The following is a 25,528-nucleotide window of genomic DNA, read 5'->3' as shown; positions in this document are numbered from 1 at the left end:
ATTTACAACAAATATATAATACCTGCTCGGTTTTAAAAACCTTGCAGGATAACACATAGATTATGAAAATAAAGCATTTAATTTTTTTAGGACTCATCCAATGTTTTGTTACTACAAATGCGCAGGATAAAACTTTAGATCCGGTAGAATATGTAAACCCTTTAATGGGAACGCAGTCTTTGCCTAATCTTTCAAACGGAAATACGTATCCGGCAATTTGCAGACCTTGGGGAATGAATTTCTGGACGCCGCAAACCGGTAAAATGGGTGATGGATGGGCGTATACATATACAGCCGAAAAAATTAGGGGATTCAAACAAACGCATCAGCCATCGCCGTGGATGAACGATTACGGACAGTTTTCGATTATGCCGGTAACGGGAAAATTAGTTTTTGACGAAACAGAAAGAGCAAGTTGGTTCAGTCACAAAGCTGAGGTTTCAAAACCTTATTATTACAGCGTTTATCTGGCAGATTATGATATTACAACAGAAATTACGACGACAGAAAGAGCCGCACATTTTCAAATTACTTTTCCTGAAAACGAGCAGTCTTCTATTGTAGTTGACGCTTTTGACAAGGCTTCTAATATTAAAATTATTCCTTCAGAAAATAAAATTATCGGCTACACAACCCGAAACAGTGGGGGAGTTCCAACGAATTTTAAAAATTATTTTGTTTTGGTCTTCGATAAACCATTTTCGGCAAATTATACCTGGCACAATAAGATTTTAGAAAAAGATAAATTAGAAAAAACCGATATTCATGTTGGCGCAGTCGTTAGTTTTAAAACTAAAAAAGGAGAAATAGTCAATGTAAAAGTTGCTTCTTCATTTATTAGCGCAGAGCAAGCCGAATTAAATTTAAAAAACGAATTAGGATCGGCAACTTTTCAGGAAACTGCAGCAGCATCAAAAAAAGAATGGAACACGGTTTTAAGCAAAATTAGTGCGGAAGGCGGAAACGAAGAACAGCTAAAAACCTTTTATTCATGTTTGTATCGTGCTACTTGTTTTCCTCAAAAGCAATACGAAATCAATTCGACTGGTGATATTGTGCATTACAGTCCGTATAATGGCAAAGTTTTGCCGGGTTATATGTATGCCGGAACCGGTTTTTGGGACACTTTTCGAGCCTTATATCCATTGTTAAATCTGGTTTATCCTTCCATTAATAAAGAAATGCAGGAAGGTTTAATCAACGATTATAAAGAAAGCGGATTTTTGCCGGAATGGTCAAGTCCGGGTTTAAGAAATGTAATGGTCGGAAACAATTCAGCCTCAGTTGTTTCTGATGCTTATATGAAAGGTTTACGCGGTTATGACATCAATACTTTGTACGAAGCCTTAGTTCATGGCGCGAATAACGAAGGTCCGATGGATGCTGTGGGAAGAAAAGGAGTTTCGTATTACAATACTTTAGGATATGTTCCTTACGATGTAAAAATCAATGAAAATGCCGCGAGAACATTAGAATATGCTTATGACGATTTTGCGATTTGGAAATTGGCGAAAGAATTAAATCGTCCTAAAAAAGAGATTGATGTATTCGAAAAAAGAATGATGAATTACAAAAAACTCTATAATCCGGCAATTGGATTAATGAGCGGAAGAAATAAAGACGGCAGTTTTCCTGCGAATTTTAATCCGTTTAAATGGGGAGACGCCTTTACGGAAGGAAATGCGTGGCACTACAGCTGGAGCGTTTTTCATGACATTCAGGGTTTGATTGATTTAATGGGTGGGTCGAAAAATTTCACGGCAAAATTAGATGCGGTTTTTACAACGCCACCCGTTTTTGACGATACCTATTACGGATCTGTTATTCATGAAATCCGCGAAATGCAAATCATGAATATGGGACAATATGCACACGGAAATCAGCCCATTCAGCACATGATTTATCTATACAATTATGCCGGCGAACCCTGGAAAACGCAATTTTGGTCGAGAGAAGTAATAAACCGTTTGTACAAACCAACTCCTGATGGTTATTGCGGAGACGAAGACAACGGACAAACTTCGGCATGGTATATTTTTTCGGCAATGGGATTTTATCCGGTTTGTCCCGCAACAGACCAATATGTTTTGGGCGCGCCTTTATTTAAAAAAATAACACTTCAGTTAGAAAACGGAAAACAGTTAATCATTAATTCTCCGGATAATTCTGATACCAGCCGATATGTTAAAGAAGTAAAATGGGATAATTCAACTTATTCAAAAAATTATATCAATCATTTTGACCTTTTAAAAGGCGGCGAATTAAATTTTGATATGACCAGTTCGCCTAATTTACAAAGAGGAACTTCACCAGACGATTATCCATATTCTTATTCAACTTCAAAATAATATTATGCAGTCACGTAGAAAATTTATAAAAAATACAGGCATCTTTTCAGCAGGATTATTAGCTTTACAAACGGATGCTTTTGGATTTAATTCTGATGCTTTCAATTTTGCGCTGAAGGATTTTATCAGCCAAAGACCGCCATTAGCAGAAAGAAAATTTACAAGTCCGGCAATTGAAGCCGCTATCGTCAGAATCAAAAAACAAATTGCAAATCCGGAACTGGCATGGCTGTTTGAAAACTGTTTTCCCAATACTTTAGACACCACAGTTGATTTTGAAATTATCGACGGGAAACCGGATACTTATGTTATTACAGGAGATATTGATGCAATGTGGCTGCGCGATAGTACCGCTCAGATCTGGCCTTATATTCCGTTTGTAAAAGAAGATAAAAAACTGGCAGAACTGGTAAAAGGTGTAATTAATCGTCAGGCAAAATGTATTTTATTAGATCCGTATGCGAATGCTTTTTATAAAGATTTTACAAAAGAAAGCGAATGGAAAAATGATTTAACCAAAATGCAGCCCGGAATTCATGAACGCAAATGGGAAATCGATAGTTTGTGTTATCCAATTCGCTTAGCGCATGGCTATTGGAAGGAAACCGGAGATATAAGCATGTTTGATAAAAAATGGAAAGAAGCCATGCTTTTGGTACTTCAAACCTTTAAAGAACAGCAAAGATTAGACGGAAAAGGTGGTCCGTACAGTTTTCAAAGACAAACTGCCTGGGCTACAGATGGCGTTCCGTTAGGCGGTTACGGATATCCTGTAAAACCTTGCGGACTAATTGTTTCGACTTTCAGGCCAAGCGACGACAGTACTTTATTTGGTTATTTAATTCCGAGTAATATGTTTGCTATCGAAGTTTTAGGATATTTAATCGAAATCTTCTCTTTGCCTGCCATGCTCGACAAAGATCTGGTTGCAAAAGCGACAGAATTAAGAAATCAGGTTCAGAAAGGATTAGAAGAAAACGGAATTATCGAGCATCCAAAATTTGGTAAAATCATAGCTTTTGAAGTAAACGGTTACGGCAGTTTCCACATGATGGACGATGCCAATGTGCCTTCGTTATTATCCTTGCCTTATTTAGGCGCAATTGAACCGGATAATCAGCTTTACTTAAATACAAGAAAAGTTGTTCTTTCAGAAAACAATCCGTTTTTCTATAAAGGAAAAGCCGGAGAAGGAATTGGAGGTCCGCATACCGGAGTTGATACCATCTGGCCCATGAGTATTGTGTTGAGAGCGATTACAAGTGTCGACGAAAAAGAAATCAAAATGTGTATCAGTAATTTGATCAAAACAAATGCAGATACCGGTTTTATGCACGAATCATTTCATAAAGACGATGTTAAAAAGTTTACGAGAAAATGGTTTGCATGGGCAAATACGCTTTTTGGCGAAATGATTGTTCATACGAGCATCAAATATCCACAGATTTTAAAAGATAAAAACATTTAATCAAAAAATAGTAAACCATTAAGATATTAATAAAATTAAGTGGGATCGCTTAATCTTTGTGTGTATTTTTTAAACGCATAGAAACATAGATTTAAAAAATTAAAAAATCAATTATTGGTTTTAGAAAATCAAGATTTTTTCGCATAGCTATGCGCTTTATTTTAAGTGAATACAACTTTCTGCAGTATGTAAAGCTATGTTTCTATGCGTTTAAAAAATAGATATGCATCAATCTTATATCTTTCTTAATCTCTTAATGGTAAAAAAAATAAAAGCATGAATAAAAATTACGCCGTAGGAATTGACATTGGAGGAACACATATTACCGCTGCGGTTATCGATATTTTGAATATGAAAGTGATCGAATTTTCATTGCATAAAGAATCTTTTGATTCTAATTTACCTGTGCAGGAAGTCATGTCAATTTGGAAAAAAGCGATTCGTACTACTATTAAAGATTCTAAAGTAGAAGATATCAAAGGTCTGGCAATTTGTATGCCTGGTCCGTTTGATTATGAAAATGGAACTTGCTGGATAAAAGACCAATCTAAATACGAGCACTTTTACGGACTTAATGTTCGTGATTTATTTCAGGAAACACTGAATCTTTCCGGTGATTTTCCGATTCTTTTTGAAAATGATGCGGTTTGTTTTGGAAAAGGCGAAGTGTTTAAAAACACAGAAAATCTAAACAAAAAAGTAATGGCGGTCACACTTGGAACCGGACTTGGTGCTTGTTTTATTGATAAAGGAATTTCGATTTCTACAGGAGAATCAGTTCCTGCAGATGGCGAAATCTGGAATCTTCCCTATAAAAACGGAATTGCCGAAGATTACGTTTCTGTTCGCGGTCTTCTAAATCATTATAAAACAATAACAGGCAAAAATCTCCACAACGGACTCGAGCTTTTTAATTTGGCTGTAGCCGAAGATGAAATTGCCATACAGGTTTTTGAAAAAATGGGAGAAGATCTCGCGTCAATTGTGAGCTCGTGGCTGGAAAAATTTGAGGCAGACAGTTTTATCATTGGAGGAAAAATTGCAAATGCGAGTGAGTTTTTCCTGAATTCTTTCAATAAAAAATTAAAAGAAAGCGGAATTGAAATTGAGATTTCTATTTCTACAGATAACGAAATTGCGGCTTTGTTGGGAGCTTCGAGTTTATTGTTGTCCCACAATTCAATTTTCTAAAATACTGTATTTTTTATTATTTATTAGCGGTCTGAAAATTTTAAAAACAAAAGAGAGATGATTTTTTAATTGTCTCTTTTTTTTTATAAATAACCAAATTAGCAAAAAAATAACATAAAGAAATAAAGCTTTTTGCTATTTAATTTATTGATAATCAAATATTTAATTATGAATTAGTAAATTCTAATGTTCCTCTAATGTTGGGCTTTCAATTTAGTTATAACTTGCGCATCCACGAAAAAAACTTAGGAAAATCACACTAAAATCACGCTGATTTTCTACAAAATAAGATTTAATTTTTGGGTTAAAAAGTAAATTAGAAACGATAGAATGCTGAACAAAATTAAAAATAGTCTTTTATGCAAATGCCTTCAGGTGTTGCTAATTGGGTACTTTTTAATGAGCAGTATGAACATTGCTCTTACTTTTGACCGAATGATAAATGAAAATACAGGAGTGCATTCTGTAGAAAGAATAGCTTGTAATTTTCTAAAAAAAATCTTTAAATGCGACGGTATTCCCGAAGAACTTGATGATTACAAAACAAAAGAAACCAAAGCGCCAAAACTGGCAAAAGGAACTCCTTCATTAGATTATTTAGTTCCTTTAGATACTGCATTACCAAACTTATACTTTCAAAAAGAATCTCAGGGGAAAAACTACATAGACAACCCCATATTTTCATTTGGTTTTCACGGTAAAATTCATTTACCGCCTCCCGAAAACAGGATATAAATACTCGTTTTAAAGGATGGGCAGAAATGCCTAAAATCCTTGATATGGTTTTTACCGTATGTTAATATCTATCTATTAATCACGTATTTATATATAAATTCATGACACCACTTAAACGTTTTTATAACTTACTTCAATTAGATAAGCGCGACGTATATCAAATTATATTTTATGCCGCTTTTGCCGGTTTGGTCAACCTTTCCCTGCCTTTAGGAATTCAGGCTATTATTAATTTTATCCAAAGCGGACAACTTAGTGTTTCCTGGATTGTGCTTGTATTTTTGGTTACGATCGGAGTTGGTTTTGGCGGTGTTCTTATTATTTTACAGCTTCGAATTGTAGAGAATTTACAGCAGCGAATTTTTGTAAGATCCTCATTTGAATTCGCTTACAGAATGCCTTTAATTAAATTTAAAGAAATGTATTCTGAATATGCTCCCGAAAAAGCAAACCGTTTTTTCGACACTTTGATGGTGCAAAAAGGAACTGCAAAATTGCTGTTAGATTTTTGTACGGCCTTTCTGCAAGTTGGGCTCGGCATTATTTTATTGGTTTTATACCATTCATTTTTTACGGTTATCGGGCTTTTCTTTATAGCGATTTTATATATCATTTTTAAATTTTCGTATAAAGATGGTCTCGAAACCAGTCTTAACGAATCTAAGTTTAAATATAAAGTTGCCGCCTGGATTCAGGAAATTGCCCGTAACCGCGAAAGTTTCCGCAAAAAAGGAAGCTTTGAATATGCATTAGAAAGAAATGACGTTTACGTAAGCGAATATGTAAACTACCGCGAAAAGCATTTTCAGGTAATGAAAAAACAATACATTCAGCTTACTATTTTTAAAGTAATTGTTACAGCTGCTCTTTTGTCGATTGGTGGTTTTCTGGTAATTCACCATCAAATGAACATTGGGCAGTTTGTAGCTGCTGAAATTGTTATTGTATTATTAATCAATTCGGTAGAAAAAATAATTTTCGGATTAGAATCTTTTTATGATGTGCTGACTTCGGTAGAAAAAATTGGTCAGGTAACGGATATGGAAATATCCTGCATTCCGAAAACAGCCGAAATAACCGAAACCGGAATTACAATCGAAACCGAAAGCATTGCCTATAATTATCCGGGTTATAATAAAAAATCGCTTAAAAATATAAATCTGAAAATCGCTCAGGGCGAAAAAATAGTTTTAAGAGGAACAAACGGAGCCGGAAAAAGTACTTTATTGCGATTACTTTCCGGTTTACTAGAACCCGAAAGCGGCGCTATGTATGTAACAGACAATTATATGAATCGTCTGGATGAAGATGCATACAGAGCTCAGTCCGGAACTTTTTTACAAGGCGATACGCTTTTTGCCGGAACAATTAGAGAAAATATTCTTTTTGGAAATAAAGCCATTAATAATGATGACCTAAAATGGGCGCTGGATAATGTTTGCCTGACACCGTATATTAAAACTTTTCCAAACGGACTTGAAAATCAAATTCATCCGGGCGGCGGTGAACTTTCTGCTTCTGATATTCAGAAAATATTGCTCGCGCGAAGCATTGTTCACAAACCCAATATATTATTCCTCGAAGATCCTGTTGATAAAATGGACGAATTGACTTCTGCTAAAATCATTGATTTTTTACTTTCTGAAGAAAATGACTGGACGGTAATTGTAACATCGAAAAATGATATCTGGATGGACAAATGCGACCGAATGATTACAATTGACGATGGAAAAATTATTAACGACATAAAGCTTTAAACATGCTCAATATATCTAAAGATAATAATATACTTATAACTCCGGGAAAATACGTTTCGATTACAAGCGTTGCCCGCAGGCCTCATTATAAAATTTTAAACAGAGTAATTATCGGATTTCTAATTTTTGCTGTTGGCTGTCTTTTTCTTCCGTGGACACAAAACATTTCTGGAAGCGGTTCTGTTACAACTTTAAAACCAGATCAAAGACCTCAGACAGTTCATAATGCCATTGCAGGAAGAATCGAAAAGTGGTTTGTAAAAGAAGGTGATTACGTTAAAAAAGGAGATACTATTCTTTTTATTTCTGAAACGAAAGAAGATTATTTAGATCCCAATTTGGTTGGAAATACAAAAGATCAGGTTGATGCCAAAAAAATGGCTGTAGAATCGTATGGCGATAAAGTAAATTCTCTTGATGTTCAGGCACAGTCGCTTAACACAGAAAGAGAATTAAAACTACAACAGGCTCAAAATAAAATACGACAAGCACATTTGAAAATAAAAAGCGACAGCATGGATCTTGAGGCTATAAAAACGCAGTTAAGAATCGCTACAACTCAATTTAATCGTTCGACAGCACTTAATAAAGAAGGCTTAAAACCATTGACAGATGTCGAGCAAAAACGATTAAAATTGCAGGAATCTGAAGCTTACATCATTACACAGCAAAACAAATTATTAAGCAGTAAAAACGAACTGATCAATGCCAAAGTAGAAATAAATCGTATCACAGCCGAATATGCTGAAAAAATTTCAAAATCAAGAAGCGATAAGTTTACCGCTTTAAGCACACAATATGATACAAAAGCTCAGGTCAATAAACTGCAGAATCAATATGTAAACTATAGTTTAAGAAACGGGATGTATTATATCACCGCACCACAAAGCGGTTATGTAAACCGTGCTTTATTGGCAGGTCTTGGTGAAACGATTAAAGAAGGAACTCCGGTGATAAGCATCATGCCGGCAAGTTATGATATTGCCGTAGAAACCTACGTAGATCCTATCGATCTTCCTCTGGTACATCGCGGTGCAAAAGTGCGTGTTTGGTTTGACGGATGGCCAAGAATTGTATTTTCGGGCTGGCCGGGATTATCCTACGGAACTTTTGGAGGAAGAGTAGTAGCGATCGAAAATTTTATAAGCGCCAATGGAAAATACAGAGTACTTATTTCTCCGGATGATAAAGATCAAAAATGGCCTAAAGAACTGAGTATTGGAGCTGGAGCGCAAAGTATCGCTTTGTTGGAAACGGTTTCTGTTTGGTATGAAATATGGCGTAACCTGAATGGTTTTCCTCCTAATTATTATAAGTCAGATGAAAAAGCAGTAAATGGAAAAGAGAAAAAATAAAATAAGATACGCTGTATTTTCTTTTTTGTTTTTCCTTGGCTTTTTAAATACATATAGTCAGGATTTTAATAAAGAAGAATTAAGTTACAGTGAGTTTTTGGGATATGTAAAAAAATACCATCCGCTGGTAAAACAGGCTAATCTGGAAGTGAGCAATGCTCAGGCAAAACTGATGATTGCCCGCGGTGGATTTGATCCGAAAATTGAAGTCGATTACAATAAAAAAGAATTTAAAGGCACAGAATATTATTCCTTGTTAAACAGCAGTTTTAAAATACCAACCTGGTACGGAATCGAAATAAAAGCCGGTTTTGACGATACGGAAGGACAATATTATAATCCGCAAAATCGTACGCCCGATGCAGGATTAACTTCGCTTGGTGTTAGTGTTGCCCTGGGGCAGGGAATGTTTATTAATCAGCGTATGGCCGATGTGAGAGAAGGAAAATTGCAGGTTAAACTAAGTGATGCAGAACGAAAACTACGCGCTATTGAGGTTTTGTATAAAGCAAGTGCCGCTTATTTTGAATGGAGAAAAAGTTTTGATGAAGCACAGCTTTACAAGAATTATTTAGGTTTTGCCAGTACACGTTTTGAAGGTGTAAAGAAATTAATTGAACATGGAGATTCTCCTGCAATTGATAGTATCGAAGCTAAAATTACAGTGCGAAACCGACAATTAAACGTAGAGAACGGAAATTTAAAATTGGTAAAAGCCAAATTAAATCTTTCGAATTATTTATGGATCGAAAATGTGCCGGTAGAACTTGAAGATTTTGTGAAACCAGAACAAGGCTTAATTGAAACTGTTGAAGAAATATTAAAAACAGATGCCATGATGGTGAATGTTGAAACATTAGAATCGCATCCTAAAATACAGGCTCTGGAAACTAAATTGTCAATGTTGGAAATCAATAGAAAACTAAAAGCAAATGCATTGCTTCCAAAAGTAAATGTAGGTTATAATTATATTTCAGAACCAGTTTATTTTGATTCGTTTAATGCCGATGATTATAAATTTAATATCGATTTTAGTATTCCGATTTTTTTAAGAAAAGAAAGAGGAAGCCTGAAAATGGCTAAATTAAAAATGCAGGATTTAAAATTTGATATCGATCAGCAAAGACTTGAACTTAAAAACAAAATAAAAGCGCAACAAACCGAAATAGCATCTTTAAAAAAACAAAAAGAGGTTATTGACAGCTTGGTAAACGATTATCTGACGATGTTAAACTCTGAAGAGAAGCTGTTTTCTTTTGGCGAAAGCTCTATTTTCCTTATTAATTCGAGAGAAAATAATCTGGTAAGCGCCAAATTGTCTCAAATTACAATAGAAAACCAGTATTACATTTCAAATGCTGAGTTGTATAAAATATTGGCAAATCCGGATTAGACATCCAATTTATATTTTAGATTTTCAAATATATGAAACCTGTAAAATAAATGTTTTACAGGTTTTTTTATAGCAACCTTTAAAAAAGAAAAAGGATTAAGTTGCAATATTATTATTTGCGTATAATAGTTTTTATCTATGAAATCAAATTAATATAATATACTTCTTAGATACAACTACTTTATTTTGTTTGTAAATTAGTACAATCGAAAAAATATGTTAATCCAAAAAACAAACAAAAAAATAAACTTGTAACTATGGAAAATCAATCAAACGACATCAGCAAATGTCCCTTTCATAATGGAAGTATGGACAATGCGGCTGCGACTGGTACCAAAAACCGTGACTGGTGGCCAAAACAATTGAAAGTAAATATCTTACGACAGCATTCGCCGTTGTCAGATCCTATGAGCAAGGACTTTAATTATGCTGATGCATTTAAAAGTCTTGACCTTGAAGCTGTCAAAAAAGATTTGCATGCATTGATGACAGACTCACAAGATTGGTGGCCTGCAGATTTTGGTCATTACGGAGGTTTGTTTATTCGAATGGCATGGCATAGTGCAGGAACGTATCGAGTACATGATGGCCGCGGCGGAGCAGGAGCGGGACAACAGCGTTTTGCGCCATTAAACAGCTGGCCCGATAACGTAAGTCTGGATAAAGCACGAAGACTTTTATGGCCTATTAAACAAAAATACGGACACAAAATTTCATGGGCAGATTTGATGATATTGACAGGAAATGTGGCATTAGAATCTATGGGTTTTAAAACATTTGGTTTTGCCGGAGGACGCGCTGATGTATGGGAACCGGATGAAGCAGTTTATTGGGGATCTGAAACGACATGGTTAGGCGGCGATGAACGTTATAGTGATGGCTCTGAAGGAGTGCCAAAAGAACATGGCGTTGTATCTTCCGATGATGATGCAGATGGTCACATTCACTCCAGAAATTTAGAAAAACCTCTTGCAGCAGTTCAAATGGGACTTATATATGTAAATCCTGAAGGCCCTGACGGAAATCCGGATCCAATTGCTGCTGCCAAAGATATTCGCGATACTTTTGGCCGCATGGCAATGAATGATGAAGAAACGGTAGCATTAATTGCGGGTGGACATACATTTGGTAAAACACACGGAGCTGCTTCTTCCGATCACGTAGATAAAGAACCTGAAGCGGCAGGAATTGAATTGCAGGGATTTGGCTGGAAAAATAGTTTTGGTTCCGGTAAAGGTAAAGATGCCATTACCAGCGGATTGGAAGTTACCTGGACTACAACCCCAACACAATGGAGTAATAATTTCTTCGAAAATTTATTTGGTTTTGAATGGGAACTTTCTAAAAGTCCGGCCGGCGCACACCAATGGGTTGCTAAAAATGCCGAAGCAATTATTCCGGATGCTTTTGACAGCACAAAGAAACATTTGCCTACAATGCTGACTACGGATTTATCCTTAAGATTAGATCCTGAATACGAAAAAATATCACGTCGATTTTTAGAAAATCCGGATCAGTTTGCAGATGCTTTTGCCCGTGCATGGTTTAAGCTGACACACAGAGATATGGGACCTCGTGATCGTTATTTAGGACCTGAAGTTCCTCAGGAAGAATTATTATGGCAGGATCCTATTCCGGAATTAAACCATAAATTAATTGATGAGGATGACATAACACAATTAAAAGAAAAAATACTAAATACAGGATTAAGCACTTCTCAACTGGTGGCTACGGCCTGGGCTTCTGCTTCTACATTTAGAGGATCAGACAAGCGTGGAGGTGCAAACGGTGCCCGTATCAGATTAGCTCCGCAAAAAGACTGGGAAGTAAATAATCCGACGCAATTAAAACAGGTTTTAGACAAGCTTGAAACCATTAAAACCGAATTTGATGCTTCGCAAGACGGAAAAAAAGTGTCACTGGCGGATTTAATTGTTTTAGCAGGTTGTGCAGCGATAGAAAAAGCAACAGGAAATTCAGTTAAAGTTCCTTTCTATCAAGGCCGTATGGATGCCTCTTTAGAACAAACTGATGTAGAATCATTCGGATATTTAGAACCTAAAGCTGACGGTTTCCGTAATTACCGCAAAACAAAATCACCAATATCAACAGAAGAACTTCTTATTGATAAAGCAAATTTATTAACGCTTACGCCACCGGAATTAACAGTGCTTTTAGGAGGATTACGCGTTTTGGATATTAATACCGACGGAAGCAAAAACGGAGTTTTCACAAATCGTCCGGGTCAGCTAACGAATGATTTCTTTATAAACCTGCTTGACATGAATACACAATGGCAAGCTGTCTCAAATGATAAAGAAATTTATGCAGGAAATGATCGTAATACAGGTCAGCCAAAATGGATGGCTACTCGTGCCGATCTTGTTTTTGGATCTAATTCAGAATTGAGAGCAATAGCAGAAGTATATGCTAGCAGCGATGCACAAGAAAAATTTGTAAAAGACTTTGTTGCCGCATGGAACAAAATAATGAATTTAGATCGATTTGATTTATCAGTATAAAACGCTGTCAAATAATAGATAAAGAGGAGCCAAAATATGGCTCCTCTTTTATTTTAGATACTAATATTTACGAGCTATTTGTGCTTTACAAATCTAACTTACGATCAATTTAAAATAACTCCAGTTGATTATTTGGATTCGAAGGTTTGTTTTTCGGAGGTTTGGCAGCTCCAAAAATAGTTCTTCCGCCATAAAAATGTGACTGATCCCGTTCTTTTTGAATCAATGCATCAAAGTTTGAATTGGGCGTAAAACTTTCTTCGGCTTTTCTGGAGATTTCAGATAACTTTCGTATAGCATCTACTTTATCGCTATTGCCAATTTTAGCACGATTAATGGCTCTTTGCAAAGTATCAATGGTCTCATCATATATTTTTACCGGAACAGGAAACGGATGTCCGTCTTTACCGCCGTGAGCAAATGAAAAACGCGCCGGATCTTCAAATCGGGTAGGAGTACCGTAAATTATTTCGCTTACCAAAGCCAGCGATTGTAAAGCTCGCGGACCCATTCCTTTTAAAAGTAAAAGCTCTTCAAAATCTTCCGGTTTATTCTCATGCGTTGTCCAGAGCATCGCGCCGAGCCTTTTCATATTCACATCTTCCATTCTCACATCATGATGTGCAGGCATAGAAAGATACTGCATTTCTTTCATGATTTTTGTTGGAGATTCTTTTGATAATTCTAAAATACCTTCTCTCGATTTTGTAGCTGCCTGAGCCGTAAGATTTAAAATAGAACCTTGATTTTCGCCATAAATAAAAGTGTGCGGTTCATTTATAAAAGATTTCAAATCCTGTGAATGCCAATGATATCTTCTCGCAGTTTTAGAATTTGGATTCATTCCTTGTTGAATAACAGCCCATTGCCCTTTATTATCAACAATAAAATTATGCTGATACAACTGAAATCCGTCCTGAATAGCGGTGTTATCTACTTTTGCGGTAAGCCTGCTGTTATTGGCAAGATTAATTCCGTCAAGACCTGTTTTTTCGCCCACCAATAAAAGTTCCTGTGGCGTTAACATGGAATGTTTTCCTTTTCCTCCGCAAATATAAATTCCCAGTTCTTTAGAATGTGGATTTACCGACTTTTTCAACGCTCCAAGAACAGAAGTTGTAATTCCGGATGAATGCCAGTCCATACCCATTACAGCACCAAAACTTTGAAACCAAAAAGGATTACTTAATTTGCTTATCACTTCAGCAGTAGAAAATTCTAAAGCAATCGTTTCTACAATGGCAAAACCAAGTTTCGACATGCGTTCAGCAAGCCACAATGGAACATGCCCATAATGTAATGGAAGATCTGCGGTGCCGGAACGTTTCATTGAATGTAGTTTGAGTATACAAAAATACGCAAAAAAATAGTTTTAATAGTTGATTCTGTTTGTAATGGGTTTTTAATAATATTAAAAAGTGTTTATGTTTAACTAAAATTAATAAGTTTAGTTTTTCGGTTGATACTTTATATTACATTGTTTTTAATTAACTTAACACAGTGTATAATTTTGAGAAATATTCATCAAGCTTATATATTACTTAATTTTTTTGTTATTTTTAAATTAAGGTGGATATCTAATATAACAAAAAATACGGAAAACCGTAGTTAACCTTAGTTACAATAGTTTAGATTTGAATATTATTAATTTGAATATTATTAATTTGAAAATAATTAAAAATGAAAAAAATAATATTAAGTTTAATGTTTTTAACTTCATTCTTTGCGATTGGACAGGAAAATCTAATAGTGGGAAATGAAACAGAAGTATATGATAGTAATGGAAAACTTTTTAAATTCTATGGACACGGAGCTACCTTAAAGCTTATTAAAAAGTATGATAATTATGCTGAAGTTGAAATTGATGAAGCTGTATATAAAGTAGAATCTAAATTTTATAAAAATCTACCTAAAAAAGTAATTCGATTAGGAATGAGTTCTTACGATCTGGTTACTATTCTTGGGACTGCAGATAGAACTATATCTTCTCAAACACAATATGCCGTTTATTGGACTTATATCTACGGCAATTCATTTTATCACTTTGAAGATGACAAATTAGTAGCAATAAATAGGTATTAAAACAACAATTTATGGAAAATATTGAGGTGCAAGCCTACTCATAATATAATAAGAAATAAATTGATGTTAGTTTTATTGAATATTTTAGCCTTAAGTATTTTGTAAAATGAATTTGGCTAAAATTTCAAAAGCTTGTTTCGCTTTAAAAGAACCGTAGTTGCCTTGTGTAAAAACAACTGTTAAATTTAAGCGTTCTATGATGAAGATATACTGACCTCCGTTACCTGATGCAAAAAGTACATTTTCCAGTATATTGTTAGTTTTTATAGTTTCGCGATACCAATAATAACCATAATACGCAGGTTGGGGAATTCCGAATTTACTTCTACTGGATTTCATAAATGAAAAATCAGGAATTGGAATATCACAGGCAGTAGATTCTGCAATCCATTTTTTTGAAATAATTTGTTTTTGGTTATAAATACCTTTGTTTTTTACCAGCTGTCCAATTTTTAACATGTCAAAAGGCTTTATATAAAACGAACCGGCAGTCATAGCATTGCCGCTTGGATCTAAAGTCCATTTATATGACGAAATATCAAGAGGATCAAAAAGGTATTTTTTAGCAAAGTCTTTTGACAGACATTTTGGTGGCTTTTTTTAAAACACCACTTAAAATCATCGGATCAATCGAAGTGTACGACCAAATTTCACCGGGTTTGTTTTTCATGGAAAGCTTAAGCGAATGTGCTACCCAGTTTTTGCTTAAACTCATGCTGTCCTCACAATCTTTGGTATCATTAAATTCTTCACAATCAAAACCCGATTTCATTTCAAGAAGATTTTTAATAGTCAAAAGTTTCTTAAACGGATCTGTTTTCAACGATGGAAATTCCGGAAAGAATTCATAAACTTTTTGGTTGATATCTTTTATAAAGCCTTTGTCAACCGCTATTCCAACAAGAAGACTTGTAATTGACTTAAATGAAGAGCGGGTATCATGAAGCGAATCTTTCGTGTAACCGTTAAAATACTGTTCGTATATAAGTTGATTATCTTTTGCGATAAGAACACTATGAATTCCCGCGTAGTGATTATTTACTATAGAATCCGTCATTTGATCCAAATGAGCAAGATATTTTGTTTTCTGGATTTGTGCGGATATAGTAAATATATTTAGTAGTACTACGATATAAGCTAAGTGAATTTTTTTCATAATTTAACCTATTTATTTACGTGGTAGTTTAATATTGCTTTATATAAATACAAAATTTATGTTGCTACTTCTTCGATGGTATTCATTAGCGGTCTAAGATCAAGATACATTTGGCGTGTATCTTCTTCTTTGTCATTCTCTGTAAGAAATATAAAGCCTAACTTTTTATAAAAGTTTAGCGATTCACGATACGCGTCAACTGTTATCAATTGACAGGCGCAATTGCTGTTTTGTTCTAATGCTAAATTAATAACAAAATTCACGAGAGTTTTACCAATTCCTTTTCTTTCTTTTTTTGTTGACTCGCAAACCGCAAGCCTGCCAATTTTTATGGCTGGAAAGTGTCTCAAATGCCTTTTAGGATGATTGATAAGTTCTTTTATCGCTCTGTTTAAAGCATTTTTAGAAGCAAAATCCTTTTCCTCAACAGCTAAAGCATCATTATATATACTTAAGTAAGCGATAGTTTTCTCATTACTTTCAAGTAAATAAGTAGTGGCCAGCAATTCTTTTTTATATGGTATTGCCTTATTATGAAGGAAACTATTTAAGTCCTGATCACCACATTCAAAAGGAAGAATGTTTGTATTAGAATGTAATTTTGAAAATGAAAATCCAGTAAAAGGCATTTTAATTTACCTTTAGAAGTTCTTTTAATTTACCTGCATCAGTTTGGATTGAAGTCAAAATATCAACACTAACTTTCTTATCCCTATTTGAATCAATAGATTTATGAAAGTTAACGGCTTCTTTACCTCTTAAAACAGGAGTATTTTTGATTGGTTTTGCCATTGTAGTGTGTTTAATTTATTTTTTGTCTTGATAATAAATTTCGATACAGAAAACCGTAATTATTAATTATTTTCAACTTAGCAAATATACATTAATTGTAAATAGTAGGACAAGCTAGTTGTGTTTTTTTTACTTTTTATGAGTAAAAAATCTTACAAGTGAAATCTGTTGACAAAATGAGTACTAAATAAAATTCAGCAAATATTCAAAAAGGATAATTATAAAAAAGCCTGTAAACAATAAGTTTACAGGCTTTTTTTTGTGGAGTCGCCGGGAATCGAACCCGGGTCCAAACAAGCAACTAAAGAGCTTTCTACGCGTTTATTTCCTGATTGGATTTTCGATGTTAAGCTAGGTCAGGAACAACCACTCAACACTTATCTTCTTAATTTCGAAATCCACCCGAAGCTCATGGAAATCTAGGTTTATTTTTACGGTTCCCCTATACTGAACGCCACAAACCAAGGCTTTCAAGGAGAATCCAGCTTCCCTATCTGATAGGGACGTGGCGCAATCTTACTATAATTCGGATTATGCAGCTAAAGCGTAGTTATTTTCGCCGTGTAAAAGTGTAAGATCTTATATTTACGAGCAAGGTCTTAATGCTCGACGTGCTTACTTTTCAATTCGACTTGCTGTCAAAACCAGTCGACCCCAAAAATGAGTTTGCAAATTTATGCTATTTGAAGTTACTATTATAATAAATTTTTCAGAAAAATTTTATTATTCGTCATCTTTAAAATTAAACGGATAATCACCAAAAATTGGAGCCAGTTTTCGAACTGCATATGTTTTTCGGGTCATTTTGTTTGAAAGCGCAATGATGGTTACATTTTCTTTCATAAGCGGAATATAAGATGAGGTGTTTCCGTGCCACCAGCCATTATGGAAATAGAAATTTTGTCCTGAATCCCAATTAATCATTCGGATTCCCAAACCATAATTTTTTTCTCCTTTTCGTTCATTGCTGTAACCGGTGTAAACTTGTTTTAGCAATTCAGGTTTCAAAAAGTCCGGTGAATTTCTGGCTCTGTCAAATTTTAAAAGATCTCGAACAGTTGAAAATACATTTTTATCTCCGTAAACATTATCCAGATAATCAAAACCAATTTCTACACCATTTCCTTTATAAGACGGAACAATAGTTTTTCTTTCCTTGTCATCGTCAAAAACATAGGTATGCGTCATTCCCAGAGGCTTGAAGATCATTTCAGACATCGCTTCTTTGTATTTCAAACCCGTAACTTTTTCGATAATAAGCGCCAGCATGGCATAATTTGTATTGCAATAACTAAAACGAGTTCCGGTTTTGGATTCTAATCCAATATCTTTTGTAGCTAATATGTCTAAAATATCCTGATTGGTAAGCTGATTGTGTCTGTCCCAAACTGATTTATCATGATCAGTAAAATAGGCGTAATTACGCATTCCGGTTCTGTGAGACAATAACATTCTAATCGTGCATTCTTCGTATGGAAATGTTTTCAGGATTGTATTTACTTTTTGGTCTAAATTTATTTTGCCTGCATTCACAAGTTTTAAAACTGCTGTCGCCGTCAAAACTTTACTTACAGAAGCAATTTGTACCGGAGTTTCTGCCGTAATTTTGGTTCCTTCGTTTTTATTGGCAAAGCCATTGTAGCGTTCAAAAATGATTTCGCCATTTCTAGCTACCAAAAAACTTCCGTTCATACTATTGTTAGGCCAGTTTTTAGTATAAAAATGATTTATTCTCCCTTTAACCGAATTTACATAATTTGCCGGCAGTCTTTTTTCGGGAGCATGCGGTTTCATTTTAGGTAAAGTATCTTCTATTGTCTCAACAACTTTCTCCGGCGTTGTTTTTTGTTTTCCGCAGGAAGCGAAAACTAAAATTAAAAAAAGTATTTGTGGTATATTTGTTTTTTTAAGGAAGCTCATTTTCATCATTCTTTAAAACAAATATATAGAATTCAATATTTATGTTTCAGTTTTTTCCTCCTTTGTCGAAACTTATTTTAACATTGTCTTAACTTATTTTTTTGTTAGTTAATTGTACGTCAGGTAGTAACGTTATAAAAATGTTTGATAGTAGAAAAAAGCAACAAAATTTTAACTATTTTTGTTATATTTGAAACAAATTGAATCTAAAAAGTTATATAAATAATTATTTTAATCCGATATAAATGAAGTTTGGCATCATAAAAGAAAGAAAAAACCCACCAGATCGACGCGTTGTGTTCGCACCGGACGCACTTGCAAAATTAAAACAACTTCATCACGACGCTTCTGTTGCCGTTGAGAGCTCAGATATTAGGATTTTTTCTGACATCCAATACAAAAGTTTGGGGATTACTATTACAGATGATGTGTCTGATTGTGATGTATTATTTGGAGTAAAAGAAGTTCCAATAGAAAATTTAATTCCAAATAAATCCTATTTCTTTTTTTCACACACAATTAAAAAACAGCCTTATAATCAAAAGCTGCTAAAAGCCATTTTAGAAAAAAACATCGATTTATACGATCATGAAACTATTGTTGATGAACAGAATCGCCGTTTAATTGGTTTTGGAAAATATGCCGGAATGGTTGGTGTCTATAACGGAATTCGCGCTTTCGGAATAAAATTCGAATTGTTTAAACTTCCAAAAGCAGAAACCCTTGCCGGAAAAGATGCGATGATTATGCACTTAAAACGCATCACTTTACCACCTTTAAAATTTGTAATTACAGGAACAGGAAAAGTGGGATCTGGCGCAAAAGAAATTTTGGATGCCATTAAAGTAAAAGAAATTACGATCGAAAATTATCTGACCAAAAACTATACGCAGGCAGTATATGTTCAGTTGGATGTTTTAGAATACAATAAGAGAATTGACGGACAGCTTCTTGATTTTAATGATTTTGTAAGCCATCCGGAAGAATATGTTTCTGATTTTGAGAAATTCACTAAAGTTTCTGATGTCTATTTTGCAGGACATTTTCACGCAAGCGGCGCTCCGATGATTTTAACGAAAGAAATGCTGAATGCCAGCGATTGCAAAATAAAAGTGGTTGCCGATATTTCATGTGATGTAAACGGACCAATTGCCTGTACTTTGCGTTCTTCGACAATTGAAGAACCTATATATGGTTATTTTCCTTTAGAAAACAAAGAAGTTGATGTTTTCCACCCTGCTGCGGTTGTAGTTATGGCAGTCGATAATTTGCCATGCGAAATTCCAAAAGATGCCAGTGAAGGTTTTGGAGAACAGTTTATGGAACATGTGATTCCAGCCTTTTTTAATGGAGACAAAGACGGAATTTTACAACGTGCAAAAATCACCGAAAAAGGAAAATTAACACCAAGATTTGCTTATTTGCAAGATTATGTAGAAGGGAAATAAGTCTCAGTTTTTAGTCTCAGTCCCAGTTTTTAGTTCTTTGAATTGGCAAACTTTGTCAAAGTTTTAAACTTTGACAAAGTTGTAGAACTGAGACTGAGACTGAGACTGAGACTGAGACTGAGACTGAGACTGAGACTGAGACTGAGACTGAGACTGAGACTGAGACTGAGACTGAGACTGAGACTGAGACTGAGACTGAAAACTTTTTAAACCATCTCTTCCGGTTTCACCCAGGCGTCAAAATCCTCAGGAGTTACATAACCCAAACGCACGGCTTCGTCTTTAAGAGTTGTTCCGTTTTTGTGGGCGGTTTGTGCGATTTCTGCGGCTTTGTAGTATCCAATTTTGGTATTTAATGCGGTTACTAACATTAAAGAATTGTCTACTAATTCTTTTATTCGTTTGTAATTAGGTTCGATTCCCTGAGCGCAATGTTCGTCGAATGAAACGCAGGCATCACCAAGCAATCTCGCCGATTGCAGGAAATTAGCCGCCATAACAGGTTTAAAAACATTCAGTTCATAATGTCCCTGCATACCGCCAACGGCAATTGCCATATCATTTCCAATCACTTGTGCGCAAACCATTGTAAGGGCTTCACATTGTGTTGGATTTACTTTTCCGGGCATGATAGAAGATCCCGGTTCGTTTTCAGGAATATGAATTTCACCAATTCCGGAACGTGGTCCCGAAGCCAGCATTCTAATATCGTTTGCAATTTTATTTAAGGAAACAGCCAGTTGTTTTAAAGCGCCGTGTGTTTCAACAATCGCGTCGTGAGCAGCCAAAGCCTCAAATTTATTTTCGGCAGTTACAAAAGGGTGATTGGTAAATTGCGCAATATATTCTGCCACTTTTACGTCGTATCCTTTTGGGGTGTTTAATCCGGTTCCTACGGCTGTTCCGCCTAGAGCGATTTCAGACAAATGCGTCAATGTATTTTTAAGCGCCTTTAATCCGAAAGATAATTGTGCGGCATAACCGGAAATTTCTTGTCCTAAAGTCAAAGGAGTTGCATCCATAAGGTGCGTACGGCCAATTTTTACAACGTCTGCAAATTCTTTCGCTTTCGCGGATAAAGTAGCGTGTAGTTTTTCGACTCCCGGAATTGTGGTTTCAAAAACCATTTTGTAAGCGGCAATGTGCATTCCGGTTGGGAAAGTATCGTTTGATGATTGTGATTTATTAACATCATCATTTGCTTTTATAAATTGTTCGCCTTCACCAATTTCAAAACCTTTCAAAACCTGAGCACGGTTTGCAATCACTTCATTTACGTTCATGTTACTTTGCGTTCCTGAACCAGTTTGCCAGATTACAAGCGGAAATTGATCGTCTAATTTCCCCTCTAAAATTTCATCACAAACTGCTGCAATAGCATCTCTTTTCTCTATAGGCAAAACTCCAAGATCGTAATTGGCGTAAGCGGCTGCTTTTTTTAGATAAGCAAAACCTTCTATAATTTCCTGCGGCATAGATGCTGATGGACCAATTTTGAAATTATTTCTGGAACGTTCTGTTTGTGCACCCCAATATTTATCGGCTGGGACTTGTACTTCGCCCATGGTGTCTTTTTCTATTCTGTATTTCATTATGTTATATGTAAAGTGTTATGTTCGTATGTAATTTGTCAAATGTTGTGGTGAAAGGAACGCGGATGACGCTGATTTACTTCGTAAAAACGCTGATTAACACGGATTTTTATTTGATGTTTAAAATTTCTTTTGAAATCGAATGCCTAGCCCTGATGGTAGCGGCATCCTTTTGTGGTCCGCCGCGGCGGACAACAAAAGATATAGCGGACAGCAGGAAATAGCTCCTAAAAACACTCATATTCTTCTACTTTAGACAGTTAAATAATAATCCGAAAAAATCCTTATTTAAAATGAGTTTAAATATACGGATAATTGTGATTTTACGAAAATTGATTTGGATTTTATTGCTAAGGAAAAATATAAAACTTACATTTGTCCTTACATTCAAAAATTCCGGAAAACATGTTTGAATTTTCACAGTACTTAGGTTTTTTACTTTTCTTGACCATACTAACTATAGGGTTTTGGTTGATGTTTTTCTTAGTTGGTTTCGTATCTTACTGGGTTACGGGCGCTAGCTGGGAAATGTTCAAAGAGAAAAGAGCAAAGAAAAGACAACAACAATCAATTTAAATTTAAGTTGATTTCATAAAAAAGGACCCGTGAAAGCGAGTCCTTTTTTTTATGCTAAAAAAACAAATTCCAATATAAATAAATCCCAAAATAAAATTCCAAATTCCAATTCTTGAACTTAATTATTAAGTCCTGACAATTGGAATTTGGAATTTTTTAATTTTTGGAATTTAACTCAGTCTATCCTGGAAAATCTCCACCGCCATCGCCGCCATTTTCATTTTTAGGAGCTGTGCCTTTTTCTCTTTCGTTTTTAGCTTTGTTGAAACGATATGTAAACGATAAATTGAACTGACGTTTACGGAATTGCATTTCACCATAAGAGCTTTGGCTTTCAAGAGTTGTATCATTCTTAAGATATGTATATGATCTCATGATTCTTGAGTTAAAAATATCACTGATATTAAAAGCAATAGTCGCTTTGTCTTTCATTATATCTTTACTAAAAGCAGTATTCATGGAGAACTGATCCAGATTTTTTCCCTGAGCTGTTTTTTGCTCACCATTGTAGGTGCCGTTTAACTGCCAGTCAATTTTGTATGGCAATGTAACTTTTGAACTGATTCTTGCAAACCAGGTATTGGCTTGATTGTCTAGATTTTGTACAACAATATTTCCTTTAGTATCTGTGTATGAGTTTTCTCCGGTCGTTTTTACGTTATAAAAATTGAAGTTACTGTTTAATCTCCACCACTTAAATGGTGTGTAATTTAATGTAAATTCAAAACCAAATTTTTGTTCTTTACCTAAGTTAATTGGTCTGCTTTTAATAACCGGAATTCCATCTATTATTTCGCCTGGTTGAGGAGTTACTACCTCACCATCAGGAGTTACGACATCACCTGTAGGAGATCTAACAAAGCTGAAAACATCTTTTGTGTCTTCAAAATAAGCAGAAGTATTGAATGTTACTTTATCCCAGCGTTTGATGTACCCAATATCATATTTATCTGTTAGAGATGGATCTAAATCCGGATTTCCCTGAAAGATATTTACATTACTTGAATAGTTTACGGCTGGATTCATGAAACGTCCTCTTGGTCGTGATAAACGCTTACTGTAACTTGCTGTAAAATTACTTTGATCTGAGATTTCGTAGCTAATAAAAGCACTTGGAAACAAGTTGTTGTATTTTTTAGTAGTGAAATCATTATTGTCTAACAGGTTTACCTGAATGTTGGTATCTTCCCAACGAAGACCAAATAAATAAGAGAATTTATTCACTTTGAAACCGTACTGTGTGTAAAGTGCATTGATGTTTTCCTTGTATTCTAAAGTATTAGAAAGATCTGGATCTACTGCACCTGCATTATCAGTGATTACATATTTATTGTTCAAATCTCCAAAGCTGCCTTTGTATCCGGCTTCAAACTGGCTGCCTTTCCCTATAGGCAATACATAATCTGCTTGCAGCTGTACTTGTTTTTGAACCTGATCGTTTAATGTAGTATTAAAATTAGGTGAGGCCGTAATAATACTATTGCTATCGTCTGTATTTCTTGAAATCGATAAATCCGCAGTAAGTTTATGTCCTTTATCGTTGAAGTTTTTGATTAAATTGGAAGTATATTCTACGTTTTCACTTCCTGTATCTCCATTGTTTAAACGGAAAGAAGTTCCTGTAAAAGCATGATTGGCATCAAAATTATTGTAGTTAATTAAGTCTCTGGTATTTCCGTTGCTGTTTTGGTAATTAATAGCATTTGTCCAGAAAGTAGTTGGAGTAATTGTCCATTCAACTCCGGCTCTTCCATTAAATCCTTCATTGGTTCTTTTGGTGTCACGATCTTCATCTAAATATCCCTTTGGAGTTTCGTTAGCATTAAGATATTCAGTATTGGTTAAACCGCCACCTTCATTGGTTCTGTAGTTATATCCTGCAGTGGTGAAATAGTTTAATTTCTCAGTCTTATAATTTAAATTAGCACTTAAACCATATGTTTCCGGAAGTCCTGTAGAGGCAATAAAAGTTCCGTTCAAACCTTGATTTTTTCCTTTTTTTAAGACAATATTGATTAATCCTGAACCACCTTCTGCATCATAACGTGCTGATGGATTGGTAATAACTTCTACTTTATCAATGGCGTCTGCCGGAAGCTGACGTAAAGCTTCGGCAACATTAATAGCATTCGAAGGTCTTCCGTCAATTAAAATACGGATATTATCACTTCCTCTCAAACTTACATTTCCCTCACTATCCACAGAAACAGAAGGTACGTTGTCTAAAACATCACTTACCGTTCCTCCTTTTACCATCATGTCCTGGCCAACATTGTAAACTTTTTTATCGAGTTTTATTTCTACTGTTGATTTTTCGGCACGAACTACAACTTCATTCAGTTGTGCAGCATCTTCGGATAAATTTACAGCTCCTAGATTTGTATCATCTTCAATGCTTTTTTGTTTAATTTCGGTAGCTTTAAACGAAATAAATTCAATTTTAATATCGTAAGTTCCCGGGGCAACAGCAACTTCAAATTCACCTTTTGGATTCGTAATTCCGCCCGCAATAACTTTTGTGTCATTTGGTGCCATAATCGAAATTGTAGCATACTCAAGTGGTTGTTTGCTCACTTTTTCAAAAACTTTTCCGGTCACTTTTACCTTATTTTTTCCCGCCGGCGGCTGTTGTGCATAATTGTAAAAACTTGTAAGAAGCAATACAAGTAATACAGCAAATTTGATGTGTTTCATTTTAATTTTTGGTTTCTTTTCTTTTTAGACCACAAATGTAGCCTTTGGTTTAAAGAACGAAATCACAAAAAAATGTTAATAAGGCTTTTTATAATCAATCTAAAAAAGAAGCAACACGATCCAAATCTCTACCTATTATTGCTTTTCCGTCTTTTATAACTATTGGGCGTTCGATCAAAATGGGATGATCGATCATTGACTGAATCACTTCATCGTTACTCAGTGTTTTTCCCTTATAATTTTCAATCCAGATTTTTTCTTTAGTTCGAACTAATTCAATTGGTTGCAAATCTAATTTTTGCAATAAGGTTTTTAATTCCTCAAAAGACGGGCTTTCTGTTAAATACGGAATGATTTCGTATTCCTGTTTTGACTGATCAATAAATGCAAGACAATTTCTGGATTTTCCGCAACGGGGATTATGGTAAATTTGTATCATTTTGTTAATTTTAATATGTTGTAAGGCAGTTCAGATAAATTTTAGGTATTTTAGCTACAC

19 protein-coding genes and 1 other RNA gene are annotated in these 25,528 nt (G+C 34.9%); 10 read left to right on the top strand and 10 right to left on the bottom strand.

From position 1 onward, the window contains the following. Positions 1-62 precede the first annotated feature (62 nt). From AC3QL1_RS20635 to katG, 8 genes are all read left to right on the top strand, one after another. The gene (locus tag AC3QL1_RS20635; protein ID WP_492494007.1) at positions 63-2,348 is read left to right on the top strand and encodes a GH92 family glycosyl hydrolase; all 2,286 of its coding nucleotides are present in this window, start codon (positions 63-65) and stop codon (positions 2,346-2,348) included. A gap of 4 nt (positions 2,349-2,352) precedes the next feature. Further along, positions 2,353-3,816 carry a glycoside hydrolase family 125 protein gene (locus tag AC3QL1_RS20630; protein ID WP_492494006.1) on the top strand — a complete coding sequence of 488 codons (1,464 nt, stop codon included), beginning with the start codon at positions 2,353-2,355 and terminating at the stop codon, positions 3,814-3,816. 276 nt (positions 3,817-4,092) lie between these two features. Next, positions 4,093-5,007, top strand: coding sequence for an ROK family protein (locus AC3QL1_RS20625; protein ID WP_492494005.1), 915 nt, complete (start codon positions 4,093-4,095; stop codon positions 5,005-5,007). Between the two features lie 408 nt (positions 5,008-5,415). After that, entirely contained in the window at positions 5,416-5,742 is a 327-nt protein-coding gene (locus AC3QL1_RS20620) for a hypothetical protein (RefSeq protein WP_492494004.1), read from the top strand. 101 nt (positions 5,743-5,843) lie between these two features. After that, positions 5,844-7,499 carry a peptidase domain-containing ABC transporter gene (locus tag AC3QL1_RS20615; RefSeq protein WP_492494003.1) on the top strand — a complete coding sequence of 552 codons (1,656 nt, stop codon included), beginning with the start codon at positions 5,844-5,846 and terminating at the stop codon, positions 7,497-7,499. Between the two features lie 2 nt (positions 7,500-7,501). Beyond that, positions 7,502-8,854: an HlyD family secretion protein gene (locus AC3QL1_RS20610; protein WP_492494002.1), complete on the top strand. Its 1,353-nt coding sequence runs from the start codon at positions 7,502-7,504 to the stop codon at positions 8,852-8,854. Next, positions 8,835-10,247 (top strand): TolC family protein, encoded by a 1,413-nt coding sequence (locus AC3QL1_RS20605; RefSeq protein ID WP_492494001.1) that lies wholly within the window; start codon positions 8,835-8,837, stop codon positions 10,245-10,247. Before AC3QL1_RS20610 ends, AC3QL1_RS20605 begins: the two co-directional genes overlap by 20 nt. Before the next feature lie 257 nt (positions 10,248-10,504). After that, positions 10,505-12,769 carry a catalase/peroxidase HPI gene (katG, locus tag AC3QL1_RS20600; protein ID WP_492494000.1) on the top strand — a complete coding sequence of 755 codons (2,265 nt, stop codon included), beginning with the start codon at positions 10,505-10,507 and terminating at the stop codon, positions 12,767-12,769. A gap of 109 nt (positions 12,770-12,878) precedes the next feature. Here katG and AC3QL1_RS20595 read toward each other — a convergent pair whose 3' ends face one another. Continuing rightward, a complete protein-coding gene (locus AC3QL1_RS20595; protein ID WP_492493999.1) occupies positions 12,879-14,099 on the bottom strand; it encodes a DUF763 domain-containing protein in 1,221 nt (406 codons plus the stop codon). 350 nt (positions 14,100-14,449) lie between these two features. Between AC3QL1_RS20595 and AC3QL1_RS20590 the strand changes: the two genes are divergently transcribed. After that, on the top strand, positions 14,450-14,851 hold the full coding sequence (locus AC3QL1_RS20590) for a hypothetical protein (RefSeq protein ID WP_492493998.1): 402 nt from the start codon (positions 14,450-14,452) through the stop codon (positions 14,849-14,851). A 90-nt stretch (positions 14,852-14,941) separates the two neighbouring features. Here AC3QL1_RS20590 and AC3QL1_RS20585 read toward each other — a convergent pair whose 3' ends face one another. From AC3QL1_RS20585 to AC3QL1_RS20560, 6 genes are all read right to left on the bottom strand, one after another. Next, on the bottom strand, positions 14,942-15,310 hold the full coding sequence (locus AC3QL1_RS20585; protein WP_492493997.1) for a hypothetical protein: 369 nt from the start codon (positions 15,308-15,310) through the stop codon (positions 14,942-14,944). A 103-nt stretch (positions 15,311-15,413) separates the two neighbouring features. Beyond that, on the bottom strand, positions 15,414-16,007 hold the full coding sequence (locus AC3QL1_RS20580; RefSeq protein ID WP_492493996.1) for a serine hydrolase domain-containing protein: 594 nt from the start codon (positions 16,005-16,007) through the stop codon (positions 15,414-15,416). A gap of 56 nt (positions 16,008-16,063) precedes the next feature. Further along, complete coding sequence (locus AC3QL1_RS20575) at positions 16,064-16,636, bottom strand: GNAT family N-acetyltransferase (protein WP_492493995.1); 573 nt, start codon at positions 16,634-16,636, stop codon at positions 16,064-16,066. Between the two features lies 1 nt (position 16,637). Beyond that, entirely contained in the window at positions 16,638-16,799 is a 162-nt protein-coding gene (locus tag AC3QL1_RS20570) for a hypothetical protein (protein WP_492493994.1), read from the bottom strand. A 259-nt stretch (positions 16,800-17,058) separates the two neighbouring features. Next, positions 17,059-17,455, bottom strand: a transfer-messenger RNA (tmRNA) gene (gene ssrA / locus AC3QL1_RS20565). Between the two features lie 67 nt (positions 17,456-17,522). Continuing rightward, positions 17,523-18,725 (bottom strand): serine hydrolase domain-containing protein, encoded by a 1,203-nt coding sequence (locus tag AC3QL1_RS20560; RefSeq protein ID WP_492497591.1) that lies wholly within the window; start codon positions 18,723-18,725, stop codon positions 17,523-17,525. Positions 18,726-18,964: 239 nt separating this feature from the next. On the opposite strand from AC3QL1_RS20560, the gene AC3QL1_RS20555 reads away from it, so the two are divergent. Beyond that, the gene (locus AC3QL1_RS20555; protein WP_492493993.1) at positions 18,965-20,167 is read left to right on the top strand and encodes an NAD(P)-dependent oxidoreductase; all 1,203 of its coding nucleotides are present in this window, start codon (positions 18,965-18,967) and stop codon (positions 20,165-20,167) included. 206 nt (positions 20,168-20,373) lie between these two features. Here AC3QL1_RS20555 and fumC read toward each other — a convergent pair whose 3' ends face one another. The 3 genes from fumC to arsC all read right to left on the bottom strand — a co-directional run bounded on the left by fumC (position 20,374) and on the right by arsC (position 25,468). Further along, positions 20,374-21,759 carry a class II fumarate hydratase gene (gene fumC / locus AC3QL1_RS20550; protein WP_492493992.1) on the bottom strand — a complete coding sequence of 462 codons (1,386 nt, stop codon included), beginning with the start codon at positions 21,757-21,759 and terminating at the stop codon, positions 20,374-20,376. A 756-nt stretch (positions 21,760-22,515) separates the two neighbouring features. Further along, positions 22,516-25,029 (bottom strand): TonB-dependent receptor, encoded by a 2,514-nt coding sequence (locus tag AC3QL1_RS20545; RefSeq protein WP_492493991.1) that lies wholly within the window; start codon positions 25,027-25,029, stop codon positions 22,516-22,518. Positions 25,030-25,123: 94 nt separating this feature from the next. Then, the gene (gene arsC / locus AC3QL1_RS20540; RefSeq protein WP_492493990.1) at positions 25,124-25,468 is read right to left on the bottom strand and encodes an arsenate reductase (glutaredoxin); all 345 of its coding nucleotides are present in this window, start codon (positions 25,466-25,468) and stop codon (positions 25,124-25,126) included. Positions 25,469-25,528: the final 60 nt, after the last annotated feature.

Source organism: Flavobacterium sp. GW823-FHT04A11, assembly GCF_058796535.1.
Note: the sequence above shows the minus strand (reverse complement) of the source record. Positions and strands in the feature narration are given on the sequence as shown.